Origin of the sequence: Gibbsiella dentisursi (assembly GCF_039539505.1) — a bacterium.
In the GTDB taxonomy this organism is placed as follows: domain Bacteria; phylum Pseudomonadota; class Gammaproteobacteria; order Enterobacterales; family Enterobacteriaceae; genus Gibbsiella; species Gibbsiella quercinecans.
Map to the genome: position 1 here is coordinate 1 of NZ_BAABDG010000008.1, position 14,690 is coordinate 14,690.

14 protein-coding genes are annotated in these 14,690 nt (G+C 56.4%); 7 read left to right on the top strand and 7 right to left on the bottom strand.

Annotation, left to right across the window (positions count from 1 at the left end):
- Nucleotides 1-183 precede the first annotated feature (183 nt).
- Nucleotides 184-1,224 (bottom strand): EF-P beta-lysylation protein EpmB, encoded by a 1,041-nt coding sequence (epmB, locus tag ABFX35_RS18165; protein ID WP_346082392.1) that lies wholly within the window; start codon nt 1,222-1,224, stop codon nt 184-186.
- Nucleotides 1,225-1,267: 43 nt separating this feature from the next.
- Between epmB and efp the strand changes: the two genes are divergently transcribed.
- Complete coding sequence (gene efp / locus ABFX35_RS18170) at nt 1,268-1,834, top strand: elongation factor P (protein ID WP_279027274.1); 567 nt, start codon at nt 1,268-1,270, stop codon at nt 1,832-1,834.
- 216 nt (nt 1,835-2,050) lie between these two features.
- Complete coding sequence (locus ABFX35_RS18175) at nt 2,051-2,182, top strand: entericidin A/B family lipoprotein (protein WP_279027273.1); 132 nt, start codon at nt 2,051-2,053, stop codon at nt 2,180-2,182.
- A gap of 160 nt (nt 2,183-2,342) precedes the next feature.
- Here ABFX35_RS18175 and blc read toward each other — a convergent pair whose 3' ends face one another.
- From blc to frdA, 5 genes are all read right to left on the bottom strand, one after another.
- A complete protein-coding gene (gene blc / locus ABFX35_RS18180; protein WP_279027271.1) occupies nt 2,343-2,882 on the bottom strand; it encodes an outer membrane lipoprotein Blc in 540 nt (179 codons plus the stop codon).
- A gap of 87 nt (nt 2,883-2,969) precedes the next feature.
- Entirely contained in the window at nt 2,970-3,329 is a 360-nt protein-coding gene (frdD, locus tag ABFX35_RS18185) for a fumarate reductase subunit FrdD (RefSeq protein ID WP_279027266.1), read from the bottom strand.
- A 12-nt stretch (nt 3,330-3,341) separates the two neighbouring features.
- On the bottom strand, nt 3,342-3,734 hold the full coding sequence (gene frdC / locus ABFX35_RS18190; RefSeq protein WP_279027265.1) for a fumarate reductase subunit FrdC: 393 nt from the start codon (nt 3,732-3,734) through the stop codon (nt 3,342-3,344).
- 13 nt (nt 3,735-3,747) lie between these two features.
- Nucleotides 3,748-4,482, bottom strand: coding sequence for a succinate dehydrogenase/fumarate reductase iron-sulfur subunit (locus ABFX35_RS18195; protein WP_346082393.1), 735 nt, complete (start codon nt 4,480-4,482; stop codon nt 3,748-3,750).
- Nucleotides 4,475-6,271, bottom strand: a complete 1,797-nt coding sequence (gene frdA / locus ABFX35_RS18200) for a fumarate reductase (quinol) flavoprotein subunit (protein ID WP_279027263.1) — start codon at nt 6,269-6,271, stop codon at nt 4,475-4,477. Before frdA ends, ABFX35_RS18195 begins: the two co-directional genes overlap by 8 nt.
- A 375-nt stretch (nt 6,272-6,646) precedes the next feature.
- Here frdA and epmA point away from each other — a divergent pair, with 375 nt between their 5' ends.
- From epmA to aceK, 5 genes are all read left to right on the top strand, one after another.
- Nucleotides 6,647-7,624 (top strand): elongation factor P--(R)-beta-lysine ligase, encoded by a 978-nt coding sequence (gene epmA / locus ABFX35_RS18205; protein WP_279027261.1) that lies wholly within the window; start codon nt 6,647-6,649, stop codon nt 7,622-7,624.
- Nucleotides 7,625-7,889: 265 nt separating this feature from the next.
- Nucleotides 7,890-8,819: a homoserine O-acetyltransferase MetA gene (metA, locus tag ABFX35_RS18210; RefSeq protein ID WP_279027258.1), complete on the top strand. Its 930-nt coding sequence runs from the start codon at nt 7,890-7,892 to the stop codon at nt 8,817-8,819.
- Between the two features lie 385 nt (nt 8,820-9,204).
- Nucleotides 9,205-10,803: a malate synthase A gene (gene aceB, locus ABFX35_RS18215; RefSeq protein ID WP_346082394.1), complete on the top strand. Its 1,599-nt coding sequence runs from the start codon at nt 9,205-9,207 to the stop codon at nt 10,801-10,803.
- Nucleotides 10,804-10,893: 90 nt separating this feature from the next.
- Nucleotides 10,894-12,201, top strand: a complete 1,308-nt coding sequence (aceA, locus tag ABFX35_RS18220) for an isocitrate lyase (RefSeq protein ID WP_346082468.1) — start codon at nt 10,894-10,896, stop codon at nt 12,199-12,201.
- Between the two features lie 41 nt (nt 12,202-12,242).
- Complete coding sequence (aceK, locus tag ABFX35_RS18225) at nt 12,243-13,997, top strand: bifunctional isocitrate dehydrogenase kinase/phosphatase (protein ID WP_346082469.1); 1,755 nt, start codon at nt 12,243-12,245, stop codon at nt 13,995-13,997.
- 26 nt (nt 13,998-14,023) lie between these two features.
- Here aceK and ABFX35_RS18230 read toward each other — a convergent pair whose 3' ends face one another.
- Nucleotides 14,024-14,665 carry a bifunctional 4-hydroxy-2-oxoglutarate aldolase/2-dehydro-3-deoxy-phosphogluconate aldolase gene (locus ABFX35_RS18230; RefSeq protein ID WP_095846838.1) on the bottom strand — a complete coding sequence of 214 codons (642 nt, stop codon included), beginning with the start codon at nt 14,663-14,665 and terminating at the stop codon, nt 14,024-14,026.
- Nucleotides 14,666-14,690 lie beyond the last annotated feature (25 nt).

The following is a 14,690-nucleotide window of genomic DNA, read 5'->3' on the forward strand; positions in this document are numbered from 1 at the left end:
TAGCGCCGATGGTAGTGTGGGGTCTCCCCATGCGAGAGTAGGACACTGCCAGGCATCAAATCCAGTAGAAAGCCCCGTACTTGCGTACGGGGCTTTTTGCGTTGTGGGCCACGCTTCGGCGCGGCCTATAGAATGCCTTGTGGCGATCTTCTCCACTAAAGCAGAGAAGAACAGGGTAGGACGTTAAGGGGGAAACTTATCCTGCGCCAGGCGTAAGTCCAGCGGCGTTTTGCTGGGTTCACCGCCAATCTCGCGTGTCAGGCGGGGTACCAGATAACCAGAAACCTTGCGCAGCAGCGCATGCATAATCGCCCTGGCTTCATCATCGCTCACCATAAAGTGTGCCGCGCCTTGCACTTTATCCAGTACGTGAAGGTAATAAGGCAGAATGCCGGCATCGAACAGGGCATTGCTTAATGCCGCCAACGTATCGGCATTATCATTGATGCCCCGCAGCAGAACGCTCTGATTCAGTAACGTTACCCGGGCCTGCCGCAGCCGCGCCATGCTGCTGCGCACCGCACGATCGATTTCGTTGGCATGGTTGATATGCGTGACCATCACCACCTGCAGATGGGTGCTTGCCAGGCGCTGGCATAAATCGGCGGTGATCCGTGCCGGGATCACTATCGGCAGGCGGCTATGGATGCGCAGCCGCTTCAGGTGGTTGATGCTTTCCAATTCGCTAATCAGCCAGCTAAGTTCATGATCCTTGGCCATCAGCGGATCGCCACCGGAGAAAATGATCTCATCCAGCTCGGTGTGCTGGCGAATATAGGCCAGCGCCTGGCGCCAGTTGTTTTTATTGCCCTGGTTATCCTGGTAAGGGAAATGACGGCGGAAGCAGTAGCGGCAGTTAATCGCACAGCCGCCCTTGACCAACAGCAGCGCGCGGTTACCATATTTATGCAGCAGGCCCGGCACTGCGCTGCGTTGTTCATCTAGCGGGTCGTTACTGAACCCCGGTGCGCTGATAAACTCCTCTCTGGCGGTGAGCACCTGGCGCAGCAAAGGATCGTTGGCATTGCCCGGTTGTATTCTGGCGGCAAACGCTCTCGGCACACGCAGCGGGAACAGGCGACGGGCATCGCGCCCTAACGGCAGCTCCGGATGGTTTTCCAGAGACAGCAGTTGTAGCAGTTCGTCGGGATCGGTAATAACATCGGCGAGTTGCTGCAACCAATCTTCTCTATCTACCGTATTTTGGGTTATAATGTGTGCCATTTTTTTGGCTAAGTTACCAGTTTAAATTTTTTAGAGGGCCATCATGGCAACATATTCTAGCAACGATTTCCGTCCGGGTCTTAAAATCATGTTCGAGGGCGAGCCTTACGCGGTGGAGTCCAGTGAGTTCGTTAAACCGGGCAAAGGTCAGGCATTTGCGCGTGTAAAAATGCGTCGTCTGCTGACCGGCAAATTGTTGGAAAAAACCTTTAAATCCACCGATTCCTGCGAAGGCGCAGACGTGATGGATATGACCCTGACTTACCTGTACAACGACGGTGAGTTCTGGCATTTCATGAACAACGAAACTTTCGATCAGCTGGCTGCCGATGAGAAAGCTGTTGGTGATAACGCCAAATGGCTGCTGGATCAGGCCGAGTGCATTGTGACTCTGTGGAATGGTCAGCCGATCGCCGTGACTCCGCCAAACTTCGTTGAACTGGAAATCGTTGATACCGATCCAGGCCTGAAAGGCGATACCGCAGGCACCGGCGGCAAGCCTGCTACCCTGTCTACCGGCGCTGTGGTTAAAGTGCCATTGTTCGTGCAGATCGGCGAAGTGATCAAAGTTGATACCCGCTCTGGCGAATACGTATCCCGCGTTAAATAAAATAAGCGCGAATACCAGGGGTTAAGCCCCTGGTATTCAAATCTCTTCCTGCAGAGCGGCTATCCGCTTTCGCGCCAGCCCGCTTCCCATGTTATTGCCTGCCAGCATTGTTTACTTTATTGATGCAGAAAAATCCGTATAAAAAAAAAGCTTCCTGAATTCTTTACTAAACTTAGAAAGCTACACTTTTTCATCAAAACCAATAAGGATGATTTTATGCTGAAAAAAGGTATTATCGCGATTTTTTCTTTACTGATGCTGTCTTCTCTGGTGGCTTGCAACACGACGGAAGGTGTTGGTAAAGATGTTGAAGCTGGCGGTAAAGCGATTCAGCGCAGCGCGCAATAATGTTCCCGTAATGGTATTCCCACGAGCTGACATATTATGCCCGTGGGGGTACTTTCCCCGTAATTCTCGGTTAGCGCTCGTTCCCCAATTCTGCTTACCCCTACCTGCTGGCCGCTATCATTTATCGGCCGTCAGGGGCGCGCTTTTGGCACATGCTGAGCTAGGCCTGGGGATTGTGCTGCTTTACCCAAATGAGCTTTGAGGTGTCAAAGCCATAGCCTTGTGCTGTTTGCAGCAGTTTGGCGCGCACCCCGGCATCCAGGGTAGGTGTGCGTGACAGAAGCCACAAATAATCCCGGTTTGGCCCGCATACCAGCGCATAGCGATAGTCAGGATCCAGTTCAATGATGTTGTAGCCACCATAAAACGGACCGAAGAAAGAGACCTTCAGCGCGCCCACCTGTTCCGAACCGATAAAGTAGGCTTTGCCTACGCTTTCCTGCCATTTTTGCTTTTGGCTATTGAAACCACGGTTGATCACTTTCAGGCCGCCGTCTTCGCGCGGGCTGTAGTTGGCGGTAACCTGTTCCAGGCCGCGTTCAAAGCGGTGATTAAAACGCGCCACTTCATACCAGGTGCCGAGATAGCGTTGGCTGTCGAAATTATCGACGACCTTAACATCCTTGGGTGGGGTCACGTTGCTGCAGGCTACGGAAAGAAGGCTGGAAAACATTACGCAAAGCTTTGACCAGAAACGCATTGGCAACTCCTGTTTACCGAATGATAGGTAAACAGTGTAGCGGAAAATCAGGCAAGGCGGCCAACGGGCGCTGGCCGCCGAAGAAATTTATAGGGTAATCACCCCAATCAGGGTAATGACGCTGAGGATCGCCGCCAGACCGTAGAATACCCATTTGCCCGCGGGCACGTGAATTTTCAGATCGTGCATTCCGTGGTGGATACGGTGCAGGCCGCACCACAGCGGCAGAATGATCATCAGCAGCAGGAACAGCCGGCCAATCAGGCTCTGGCAAAACGCCAATACGCGATCGTAGCCCAGCGTATCACCGGGGAACAGGCCCAGCGGCAGAAGTATGCCGACCAGTAAGACGATGGCCGGTGCAACAATGGCGCTCCACATACCGCCGGCGCCGAATAATCCCCAAAAAACCGGCTCATCAGAGCGTTTGGGTGCTGGATTAATCATGTTTCCTCCAGATTACAGTAAGGCCACGGCCAGGATGATCACGCTGACGACAATCGTGACGGCCCACAGCGCTTTGATGACAGGCCCAGGCCCCATTTTCTCGTCGTGCACGACGATGTTGGCCGCTTTCGGCGCCAGTTCGAACCAGGTTTTGGTGTGTAGCAGCGCGGCCAGCAGCGCAATGAAGTTAATCAGCAGTACCAGCGGGTTTTGCAGGAAGCCGACAAAACCGGCCCAGCTTTCCGGGCCGCCTTTGAGCGCAAAAACGCCATACAGCAGCACGATACTGAACCAGACCGCCGGCACCGACGTGCCTTCGCGCAGCATATAAAAGCGGTAGAACCCCAGCTTCTGCCACCATGTCTGCTCCATGGGGCGCACATAAGGCTTACGTTGTGTTGTCATTGCCATTTCTCCCTTATTGCGGCTTCAGCATGGCGATCATGAAATCTTTGGCGCTTTCCACTTTGCCTTGCTGGATCGCGGCAGCCGGATCGACGTGTTTCGGGCAGACTTCGGAACAGAACCCAACGAAGGTGCAACTCCACACGCCGTTATCGCTGTTGATTTGCGCCATACGTTGTTTCTTGCCGTGATCGCGGTTGTCCAGGTTGTAGCGGTGGGCCAGCGTGATGGCGGCCGGGCCGATGAACTCTGGGTTGAGGCCGAACTGTGGGCAGGCGGCGTAGCACAGGCCGCAGTTAATGCAGCCGGAAAACTGGTGATACTTCGCCATCTGCGCCGGGGTCTGCACGTTGGGGCCTTCCTCCGGTTTGCGATTGTTGCCGATGATATAGGGCTTAATCGCCTCCAGGCTTTCGATAAAGTGGGTCATATCGACCACCAGATCGCGCTCGATCGGGAAATTACCCAGCGCCTCTACCCGCATACCGGCGGTGTAGTCGCGCAGAAAGGTTTTGCATGCCAGCTTGGGGATCCGGTTGACCATCATGCCGCAGGAGCCACAGATCGCCATGCGGCATGACCAGCGGTAGGAAAGATCGGGCGCCAGGTTATCTTTGATGTAGCCCAGCGCATCAAGCAGCGAGGTTTGCTCATCATAAGGGACGGCATACATCTCGGCGTGCGGCTCAGCGTCGCTTTCCGGGGTGTAGCGCACGATCTCTATGTTCAGCGTCTTTGTCTCAGCCATTTGCCTGCTCCTTATCCTTCTTGTCCTGCGCGTCGGCAGCACCACCATATACACGTTTGGCCGGAGGCAGTTTGGTGATCTTCACATCGCTGTATTCAAGGCGCGGCGCGCCGTCCGCGCTATGGAACGCCAGCGTATGCTTCAGGAAATTCACATCATCGCGCTCGGTGCAGCCCTCATCCAGGCGCTGGTGAGCGCCGCGCGACTCTTTGCGTTGGAAGGCTGAGTGCGCCATGCATTCCGCCACATCCAGGCCGTAGCCCAATTCGATGGTATACAGCAGGTCGGTATTGAAGACGCTGGAGTTGTCGGTAATTTTGACGCGTTTGAAACGTTCTTTCAGCTCGGCCAGTTTATCGATGGTCTTTTGCATCAGCTCCGGCGTGCGGTAAATGCCGCAGCCTTCTTCCATCGAAAGCCCCATTTCGTCGCGAATCTTGGCCCAGTTCTCATTGCCTTCCTGCTTCATGAGGTTAACCAGGCGGGTGTTTACATCGCGGCTCTGGGCATCCAGCGCGCTGCCGTTGGCCGGGTTGGCTTCCAGCGCGCGTTGCGCCGCCTGTTCGCCGGCCAGACGGCCGAACACCACCAGTTCGGCCAGTGAGTTGGAACCCAGGCGGTTGGCGCCGTGCAGGCCCACTGATGAACATTCGCCGATGGCAAACAGCCCTTTGATGCGGGTTTCGCATTGCTGATCGGTTTCAATGCCCCCCATGGTGTAGTGGGCGGTGGGGCGGACCGGGATAGGATCGGTGACCGGATCGACGCCGACATAGGCCTTCGCCAGCTCACAGATAAACGGCAACCGTTCGCGCAGCTTTTTCTCGCCCAGATGGCGCAGATCCAGATACACCACATCGCCGCGTGGCGTGGCGATGGTGCGGCCGGCGCGCCATTCATGCCAGAACGCCTGTGAGACTTTATCGCGCGGGCCCAGTTCCATGTATTTGTTCTTGGGCTGGCCGAGCGGGGTTTCCGGGCCCATCCCGTAGTCTTGCAGGTAGCGGTAGCCATCTTTATTGACCAGGATGCCGCCTTCGCCACGGCAGCCTTCGGTCATCAGGATACCCGAACCCGGCAGGCCGGTTGGGTGATATTGCACAAACTCCATGTCGCGCAGAGGAACGCCGTGGCGGAACGCCATGCCCATCCCGTCCCCGGTGACGATGCCGCCGTTGGTGTTGTAGCGATAAACCCTGCCGGCGCCGCCGGTGGCCATAATGACGGCGTTGGCGCGGATTTGCACCTGCGTTCCTTCCATCATGTTCAGCGCCACCAGGCCGCGGGCCTGGCCGTCATCGATCAGGATATCCAGCACGAAATGCTCGTCGAAACGTTGAATCTGGGGATATTTGAGCGAGGTCTGGAACAGGGTATGCAGCATATGGAAGCCGGTTTTATCGGCGGCGAACCAGGTGCGTTCTATTTTCATGCCGCCGAAACGGCGTACGTTAACGGAGCCATCGGGTTTACGGCTCCATGGGCAACCCCACTGTTCCAACTGGGTCATTTCACGCGGGCATTGATGCACGAAGTGATCGACGACGTCCTGTTCACAAAGCCAGTCGCCACCGGCGACGGTATCGTTAAAGTGGTAGTCGAACGAATCGTGATCCTGCGTGACGGCGGCAGAGCCCCCTTCCGCCGCCACCGTATGGCTGCGCATCGGGTAGACCTTCGAGATCAGTGCGATTTTTAATTGGGGATTGGCTTCCGCTGCGGCGATAGCTGCACGTAAACCAGAACCCCCGGCGCCAATAATGGCAAGGTCGGCATTAAAGGTTTGCACTGCATTCCTCCAGTATTCTTGTGAAAACGGCAAATTAGAAATCTATGCTTAACGTTTATAATTTGGACCTATAAAACCGGACGACGATCTGCTCTAAACATTAAGGATAGATAACTCACAATAAATATAGGGTTAACTATACCTAAAGTTAGTGAATAGAAATTTGACATGAACGATTGTTTTGTTGTTTATCGCGTGAGCAGTTGCACGTAAAAAAGTGGCATCGCATCTGGGAGAATTGGCCCTGCGATCGCAGGCACGAAGGGTTTCTGCCCGGGGTTTTTTACCCTGACAGTTTGCGCTAGGGTGAAGCGTTTGTTTGCGCAGCCGGATACGGGTAGACTGCATCCCCTGTTTGATTTCGGAGTAATAATCATGAGCGAAACGGCAAGCTGGCAACCTAGTGCACCCATCGCCAATTTGTTAAAGCGCGCAGCCATTCTGGCGGAGGTCCGGCGGTTTTTTGCCGATCGTGGGGTGTTGGAAGTTGAAACGCCGACCATGAGCCAGGCGACGGTGACCGACGTTCAACTGTTCCCGTTCCAGACGCGTTTTGTTGGCCCGGGGGCCGCTGCCGGCATGACGTTGTACATGATGACCAGCCCGGAATATCACATGAAACGCCTGTTGGCGGCAGGCAGCGGCCCCATCTACCAACTTGGGCGTTCGTTCCGTAATGAAGAGGCCGGGCGTTATCACAACCCGGAATTCACCATGCTGGAATGGTATCGCCCGCACTACGACATGTACCGCCTGATGAATGAGGTGGACGACTTATTGCAGCAGGTGCTGGATTGCGACAGCGCGGAAACCCTGTCCTACCAGCAGGCGTTTTTGCGCCATCTGGATGTGGATCCGCTGTCGGCCGATAAGGCCCAACTGCGGGAAGTGGCGGCCAAGCTCGATCTGAGCAACATCGCCGATACGGAAGAAGATCGCGATACGCTGTTGCAACTGCTGTTCGTCATGGGGGTTGAACCGCATATTGGCCGTGAAAAGCCAGCGTTTGTTTACCACTTCCCGGCGACGCAGGCTTCGCTGGCGGAGATCAGCACCGAAGATCACCGGGTGGCGGAGCGTTTTGAGGTGTATTTCAAAGGCATCGAGCTGGCGAACGGCTTCCGTGAACTGACCGACAGTAGCGAACAGCGCAAACGCTTTGAGCAGGATAACCGTAAGCGTGCGGCACTGGGCCTGCCGGAGCACCCCATCGACAACTATTTACTGGATGCTCTGAAGCACGGCATGCCGGAGTGTTCCGGCGTGGCGCTGGGGGTCGATCGCCTGGTGATGCTGGCGCTGGGTGCCGAAAGCCTGGATGAAGTTATCGCCTTCCCGGTGATGCGCGCCTGATGCTCCCCGCGCCCGTACAAGTGCGGGCCATCACCCGTTCTTGAACCATGCCAGCCGCGGTAAACGGGCTGGCATGGTTCGTTTTAGCCTGCGCCGCTCATGATTATCTCAATTATCTCCTTACCACTCCGATGGCTTATCCCCTGCGGCGCGCGTAATGAAACATTTTCACCTACCGGTTGAATACTCGACATTCAATGTGAAAAACGCTATCTTCGGGCATCTAGAAGTCTAAACGTATAAACGGATGTGAGAGGATCAAGCAATGCCGATTCGTGTGCCTGACGAGTTACCTGCAGTTAATTTTTTGCGCAATGAGAATGTCTTCGTCATGACATCCTCGCGGGCAAAGACACAGGAGATCCGGCCGCTAAAAGTATTGATCCTCAATCTGATGCCAAAGAAGATTGAAACGGAAAACCAGTTCCTGCGCCTGCTGTCCAATTCGCCGTTGCAGATTGATATCCAACTGCTGCGTATTGACCGCCGTGCGCCGAAAAACACCCCGGCTGAGCACCTGAATAACTTCTACTGCAACTTTGAAGATATTCAGCATGAAAACTTCGATGGCCTGATTGTCACCGGGGCACCGCTGGGGCTGGTGGATTTTTGCGATGTGGCTTACTGGCCGCAGATTGAGCGCGTGATTGACTGGGCGAAAGAACACGTTACCTCAACGCTGTTTGTGTGCTGGGCGGTGCAGGCGGCGCTGAACGTGCTGTACGGCATCCCCAAGCTGACGCGCGACGTGAAGCTGTCTGGGGTCTATCTGCACCACACGCTGCAACCGCATGCGCTACTGACGCGCGGCTTTGATGAAACCTTCCTGGCGCCGCATTCGCGCTATGCGGATTTCCCTACGGACGTGATCCACGACTATACCGATCTGGATATTTTTGCTGAATCCGAGCAGACGGGCGCCTACCTGTTCGCCAGCAAAGACAAGCGGATGGCGTTTGTCACCGGGCACCCAGAGTATGACGCGCTGACGTTGGCAGGGGAGTTTTGTCGGGACAAAGCCGCTGGCCTCAATCCCACCGTTCCGCTGAATTATTTCCCCAATGACAACCCCGAACTGGCACCAAAAGCTTCCTGGCGCAGCCATGGCCACCTGCTGTTTTCCAACTGGTTGAACTATTACGTGTACCAGATTACGCCGTTTGATCTGCGCCAGATGAATCCTACCCTCGATTAGTTTTTTGCATGTTTAAGGCGGCTGAATCGTGGCCGCCGTTGCGCTTCCTCGGTTTTTCCTTCCCGCGTTGTTGACTTTCTTGCCGTGAAAATCCCTGTATAAACAAACGAATAACGCCATTTCTTTAGCCTGTGGGAAACGATTTCCTATCGATTTTTTATGCATTTTTTTATTAATACATTGAAAGTAAAAGGGTAAATAAAAATGTTTTATAAAAATGGAAATCGTTTTTGATTTTTTTATTTTATTGGTTAATCTTAAATCGGAAAGGGTAATAAATGAGCATGCGTTGGCGTTTGATCGGCGGTGAACCGTCATTTTTTCTGATGAAAACCCACTGCCCACTGTTCAACATTCGGGCGGTTAGATGGAGGGGAGCAAGACCATGACGCAACAGATAGTGGGCACGGAATTAACCTTCAACCAGGCTTTTGGCGCCGCAGAGCGGCAGATCCTCACGGATGACGCCGTTGATTTTCTGGCTGAACTGGTGGGGCGATTCACCCCGCGGCGTAATACATTATTGGCCGCACGTTCGGCCTGGCAGGAGAACATCGATCGCGGCGCGCTGCCGGTTTTTATTTCGGAAACGGCTTCCATTCGTGAATCGGACTGGAAGATTCGCGGTATCCCGAGCGATCTGCAGGACCGCCGGGTAGAGATTACCGGGCCGGTGGAGCGCAAGATGGTGATCAACGCGCTGAACGCCAACGTGAAAGTGTTTATGGCGGACTTCGAAGATTCGCTGGCGCCCAGTTGGGACAAAGTGATCGACGGGCAAATCAACCTGCGCGATGCGGTCAACGGCACGATTTCCTACACCAATGAAGCCGGGAAAATTTACCAACTGAAACCCAACCCGGCGGTGCTGATTGCCCGGGTGCGTGGCCTGCATCTGCCGGAGAAGCACGTGCACTGGCAGAGGGAGGCGATCCCCGGCGGCCTGTTTGACTTTGCGCTGTACTTTTTCCACAACTATCGCCAACTGCTGGCGAAAGGCAGCGGCCCTTACTTCTATCTGCCCAAAACCCAATCCTGGCAGGAAGCGGCTTGGTGGGGCGATGTCTTCAGCTTCACGGAAGACCGCTTTGGCCTGCCGCGCGGCACCATCAAGGCCACGGTGCTGATCGAAACGCTGCCTGCTGTATTCCAGATGGACGAAATTCTCTATCACCTGCGCGATCATATCGTGGGGCTTAACTGCGGGCGTTGGGATTATATCTTCAGCTATATCAAAACGTTGAAAAATCATAGCGACCGTGTGCTGCCGGATCGGCAGTCGGTCACCATGGATAAACCGTTCCTTAGCGCCTATTCACGGCTGCTGATCAAAACCTGCCATCAACGCGGCGCCTTTGCCATGGGCGGCATGGCGGCGTTTATCCCCAGTAAGGATGCTGAAAAAAACGCCTGGGTGTTGGACAAAGTGAAAGTGGACAAAGAGCTTGAAGCGACTAATGGCCACGATGGCACCTGGATCGCCCACCCGGGGCTGGCGGATACCGTTATGGCGGTGTTTGACCGCATCCTGGGCGAGCGCCCGAATCAACTGGGGGTGTTACGGGAAAGCGATGCCTCAATCGGCGCGGCGCAACTGCTGGAGCCCTGCGAAGGGGAGCGCACCGAAGCCGGGATGCGCGCCAACATTCGCGTGGCGGTGCAATACATCGAAGCCTGGATCTCCGGCAACGGCTGCGTGCCGATTTACGGCCTGATGGAAGATGCGGCGACGGCGGAGATCTCGCGCACCTCGATCTGGCAATGGATCCACCATGAAAAAAGCCTGAGCGATGGTCAACCGGTCACCAAAGCGCTGTTCCGCCGGATGCTGGCGGAAGAAATGTTGGTGATCCGCGAAGAAGTGGGCGCGGCGCGTTTTAACGCCGGGCGTTTCGACGATGCGGCGCGCCTGATGGAGCGCATCACCACGCAAGATAAGCTAATTGATTTCCTGACCTTGCCGGGCTACGAACTGTTGGCCTAAGAACGGCGGTCTACGCGGTGGCTATCTGTGCGCCACAGCCGTAAACGCCGGTGCGTTACCCCTACAACTGACAACGTAAGGATAAGAATGATGACGACCTCTCGTACCCAACAGATTGAGCAACTGCAACAGGAATGGCAATCAGCCCGCTGGGAAGGCATTACCCGGCCCTACAGCGCCGAAGAGGTGATTTCTCTGCGGGGTTCGGTTAACCCGGTGTGCACGCTGGCGCAAAACGGTGCGGCCAAGCTGTGGCACCTGCTGCATGGCGAATCACGCAAGGGTTATGTCAATTGCCTGGGGGCGTTAACCGGCGGGCAGGCGTTGCAACAGGCAAAGGCCGGCGTTGAAGCCATCTACCTTTCCGGCTGGCAGGTGGCGGCGGATGCTAACACCGCTTCGGCCATGTATCCGGATCAGTCGTTATACCCGGTGGATTCGGTGCCGGCGGTCGTCACGCGCATCAACAATACTTTCCGCCGAGCGGATCAGATCCAGTGGGCGAACAATATCACCCCCGGCAACAAGGGCTACGTGGATTATTTCCTGCCGATTGTCGCCGATGCCGAAGCCGGTTTTGGCGGCGTGCTGAACGCGTTTGAACTGATGAAGGCGATGATCGAAGCCGGCGCCGCCGGGGTGCATTTTGAAGACCAACTGGCGGCGGTGAAGAAGTGCGGCCATATGGGCGGCAAGGTACTGGTGCCCACGCAGGAGGCGGTACAGAAACTGGTGGCTGCACGGCTGGCAGCCGATGTGCTGGGCGTGCCGACGCTGCTGATCGCCCGTACCGATGCGGATGCGGCGGATTTGTTAACCTCCGACAGCGATCCGTACGACAGCGAATTCGTCACCGGCGAGCGCACTGTGGAGGGGTTCTTCCGCACCCGTGCCGGCATTGAGCAAGCCATCAGCCGTGGTCTGGCCTACGCGCCTTACGCCGATCTGGTGTGGTGTGAAACCTCCGTGCCCGATCTGGCGGCGGCTAAACGTTTCGCAGAAGCGATCCATGCCCGGTATCCCGGCAAACTGCTGGCCTATAACTGTTCGCCGTCGTTTAACTGGAAAAAGAACCTGGATGACCAGACCATCGCCCGCTTCCAGGATGCGTTGAGCGCCATGGGTTACAAGTACCAGTTCATTACCCTGGCGGGCATCCACAGCATGTGGTTCAACATGTTCGATCTGGCCCATGCCTATGCGCAGGGCGAAGGCATGCGTCACTACGTTGAAAAAGTGCAGCAGCCGGAGTTCGACGCCGCCTCGCAGGGCTACACCTTTGTCTCTCACCAGCAGGAGGTGGGCACCGGGTACTTTGATAAAGTCACCAACGTCATCCAGGGGGGCGCCTCGTCGGTGACCGCGCTAACCGGTTCAACGGAAGAGCAGCAGTTCTAGGCGGTACAGCAGGCTGGCGCGTGAGTCTGGATGGGGGCGATATGGCGGAAAAACGGGCATTGTTGATTGCACAAACGATTCTGCAGGGCTTTGATGCACAGTACGGCCGCTTTCTGGAGGTGACCGCCGGCGCGCAGCAGCGTTTTGAGCGGGCGGATTGGCCGGCGGTGCAGCAGGCGATGAGAAAGCGCATCCACCTGTACGATCACCACGTCGGCCTGGTGGTGGAGCAGCTCAAATGCATTTCCGGGCCGGACGTGCTGGATCCCCAGTTCAGCCGCCGGGTCAAGGCCGTCTATACGGAACTGCTGCCGGACTATCCGCGCTTTGAGATTGCCGAAAGCTTTTTTAACTCGGTGTATTGCCGCCTGTTCCAACACCGCGATCTCACGCCGGAAAGGCTGTTTGTGTTTAGCTCGCAGCCGGCGCAGCGCTTTCGTGAAATCCCACGGCCGTTGGCGCGGGATTTCACCCCCAATGGCGAACTGGCCGGCATGTTGCAGGCGATGCTGAATGATTTGCCGCTGCGTTTGCCCTGGGAGGATCTGCCGCGCGATATCGGCTATATCATCCGGGCGTTGCAGCAGGCGTTCAGCGTCCGGCAACTGGCCGGGGCACGTTTTCAGATCGCCAATGAGCTGTTTTACCGCAACAAGGCGGCCTGGCTGGTGGGCAAGCTGCGCTTGGCGGATGCCGTATATCCCTTCCTGCTGCCGATCCACCATAATGAGTCGGGCGCGTTGTTTATTGATACCTGCCTGACCAGCAAAGCCGAAGCCAGCATTGTCTTTGGCTTTGCCCGTTCCTATTTCATGGTGTATGCGCCGCTGCCGGCGGCGCTGGTGGAATGGCTGCGGGAAATCCTGCCGGGCAAAACCACCGCCGAACTGTATATGGCGATTGGCTGCCAAAAACACGGGAAAACGGAGTGTTATCGTGAGTATTTGACCTATATGGCGCACTCGGACGAACAGTTTATCGTTGCGCCGGGGGTGAAGGGCATGGTGATGCTGGTGTTTACTCTGCCGTCGTTCGATCGGGTGTTCAAAGTGATCAAAGACCAGTTTGCGCCGCAGAAAGAGGTGACGCAGGCCCAGGTAATGGCCTGTTATCGGCTGGTCAAAGAGCACGATCGGGTCGGGCGCATGGCCGATACCCAAGAATATGAGAACTTTGTGATTGATAAGGCGCGCATCAGCCCGGCACTGCTGGCGGAGCTATGGCGGGAGGTGCCGGAAAAGCTGGAGGACCTGGGGGAGCGCATCATGATCAAGCACCTCTATATGGAAAGGCGCATGACGCCGCTGAATCTGTATCTGGAGCAAGCGAATGACCAGCAGATGCGCGAGGTGATTGAGGAGTATGGCAACGCGATCAAGCAGCTGGCGGCGGCCAATATTTTCCCCGGCGATATGTTGTTCAAGAACTTCGGCGTTACCCGCCACGGGCGCGTGGTGTTCTATGACTACGATGAAATCTGTTATATGACCGAGATTAACTTTCGCGATATTCCGCCGCCACGTTACCCAGAAGATGAACTGGCCAGCGAACCCTGGTACAGCATTTCCCCCAACGATGTGTTTCCAGAAGAGTTCCGCCATTTCCTGTGCGGCGATCGGCGTATCCGGCAGGTGTTTGAGGAAATACACGGTGATCTATTCGAAGCGAGTTATTGGCGCGGTCTGCAACAGCGTATCCGCGAGGGATATGTCGAAGATGTGTACGCCTACCGCAAAGCCCGGCGTTTTAGCCAGCGAACCGACGCGTGCTTCGCGGTGGCGGAGGGAACCTCCTAGGGGCCGGCAAGCGGCCCCGGGCAGGCTTACGCTTTCGCGCCGGCGATGGCTGCGCGCGCCAGTTCGGTGATGCGGGCGTAGTCGCCGGTTTCCAGCGCGTCTGCCGGCACCAGCCAGGAGCCGCCGATGCACAGCACGCTTTTCAGCGCCAGGTAGTCACGGTAGTTGCCTGGCGAGATGCCGCCGGTGGGGCAGAAGCGCACCTGCGGGAACGGGCCGCCGATCGCCTGCAGCGCCTTCACGCCGCCGTTGGCTTCCGCCGGGAAAAATTTGAATTCACGCAGGCCGAAATCGAGGCCCTGCATCAGTTCTGAAACGGTGCTGATGCCTGGGATCAGCGGAATGCTGCCTGCGGTGGCGGCTTTCAGCAGATCTTCGGTCAGGCCGGGGCTGATGGCAAACTGCGCGCCGGCTGCGGTCACTTCCTGCAGTTGGCGGGCATTCAGCACCGTGCCGGCGCCGACGATGGCTTCCGGCACTTCCCGGGCGATGGCGCGGATGGCGTCCAGCGCGCACGGGGTGCGCAGCGTGACTTCCAGCACCTTGACGCCGCCGGCAAGCAGCGCTTTCGCCAGCGGCACGGCATGCTCCAACTGCTTAATCACGATGACCGGCATGACCGGGCCGGCGGTCAAAATCTGTTCTGGGTTGGTCTTCCAGTTATTCATGGGTGTTTCTCTCCGTTATACCCCA

Excerpts from the sequence above, each read along its gene's own strand:
- ABFX35_RS18195 (WP_346082393.1), bottom strand. The coding sequence starts at position 4,482 with ATGGCTGAGACAAAGACGCTGAACATAGAGATCGTGCGCTACACCCCG.
- efp (WP_279027274.1), top strand. The coding sequence starts at position 1,268 with ATGGCAACATATTCTAGCAACGATTTCCGTCCGGGTCTTAAAATCATG.
- aceA (WP_346082468.1), top strand. The coding sequence starts at position 10,894 with ATGACGACCTCTCGTACCCAACAGATTGAGCAACTGCAACAGGAATGG.
- ABFX35_RS18175 (WP_279027273.1), top strand. The coding sequence starts at position 2,051 with ATGCTGAAAAAAGGTATTATCGCGATTTTTTCTTTACTGATGCTGTCT.
- ABFX35_RS18230 (WP_095846838.1), bottom strand. The coding sequence starts at position 14,665 with ATGAATAACTGGAAGACCAACCCAGAACAGATTTTGACCGCCGGCCCG.
- epmA (WP_279027261.1), top strand. The coding sequence starts at position 6,647 with ATGAGCGAAACGGCAAGCTGGCAACCTAGTGCACCCATCGCCAATTTG.
- frdC (WP_279027265.1), bottom strand. The coding sequence starts at position 3,734 with ATGACAACACAACGTAAGCCTTATGTGCGCCCCATGGAGCAGACATGG.
- metA (WP_279027258.1), top strand. The coding sequence starts at position 7,890 with ATGCCGATTCGTGTGCCTGACGAGTTACCTGCAGTTAATTTTTTGCGC.
- blc (WP_279027271.1), bottom strand. The coding sequence starts at position 2,882 with ATGCGTTTCTGGTCAAAGCTTTGCGTAATGTTTTCCAGCCTTCTTTCC.
- aceB (WP_346082394.1), top strand. The coding sequence starts at position 9,205 with ATGACGCAACAGATAGTGGGCACGGAATTAACCTTCAACCAGGCTTTT.
- aceK (WP_346082469.1), top strand. The coding sequence starts at position 12,243 with ATGGCGGAAAAACGGGCATTGTTGATTGCACAAACGATTCTGCAGGGC.
- frdD (WP_279027266.1), bottom strand. The coding sequence starts at position 3,329 with ATGATTAATCCAGCACCCAAACGCTCTGATGAGCCGGTTTTTTGGGGA.
- epmB (WP_346082392.1), bottom strand. The coding sequence starts at position 1,224 with ATGGCACACATTATAACCCAAAATACGGTAGATAGAGAAGATTGGTTG.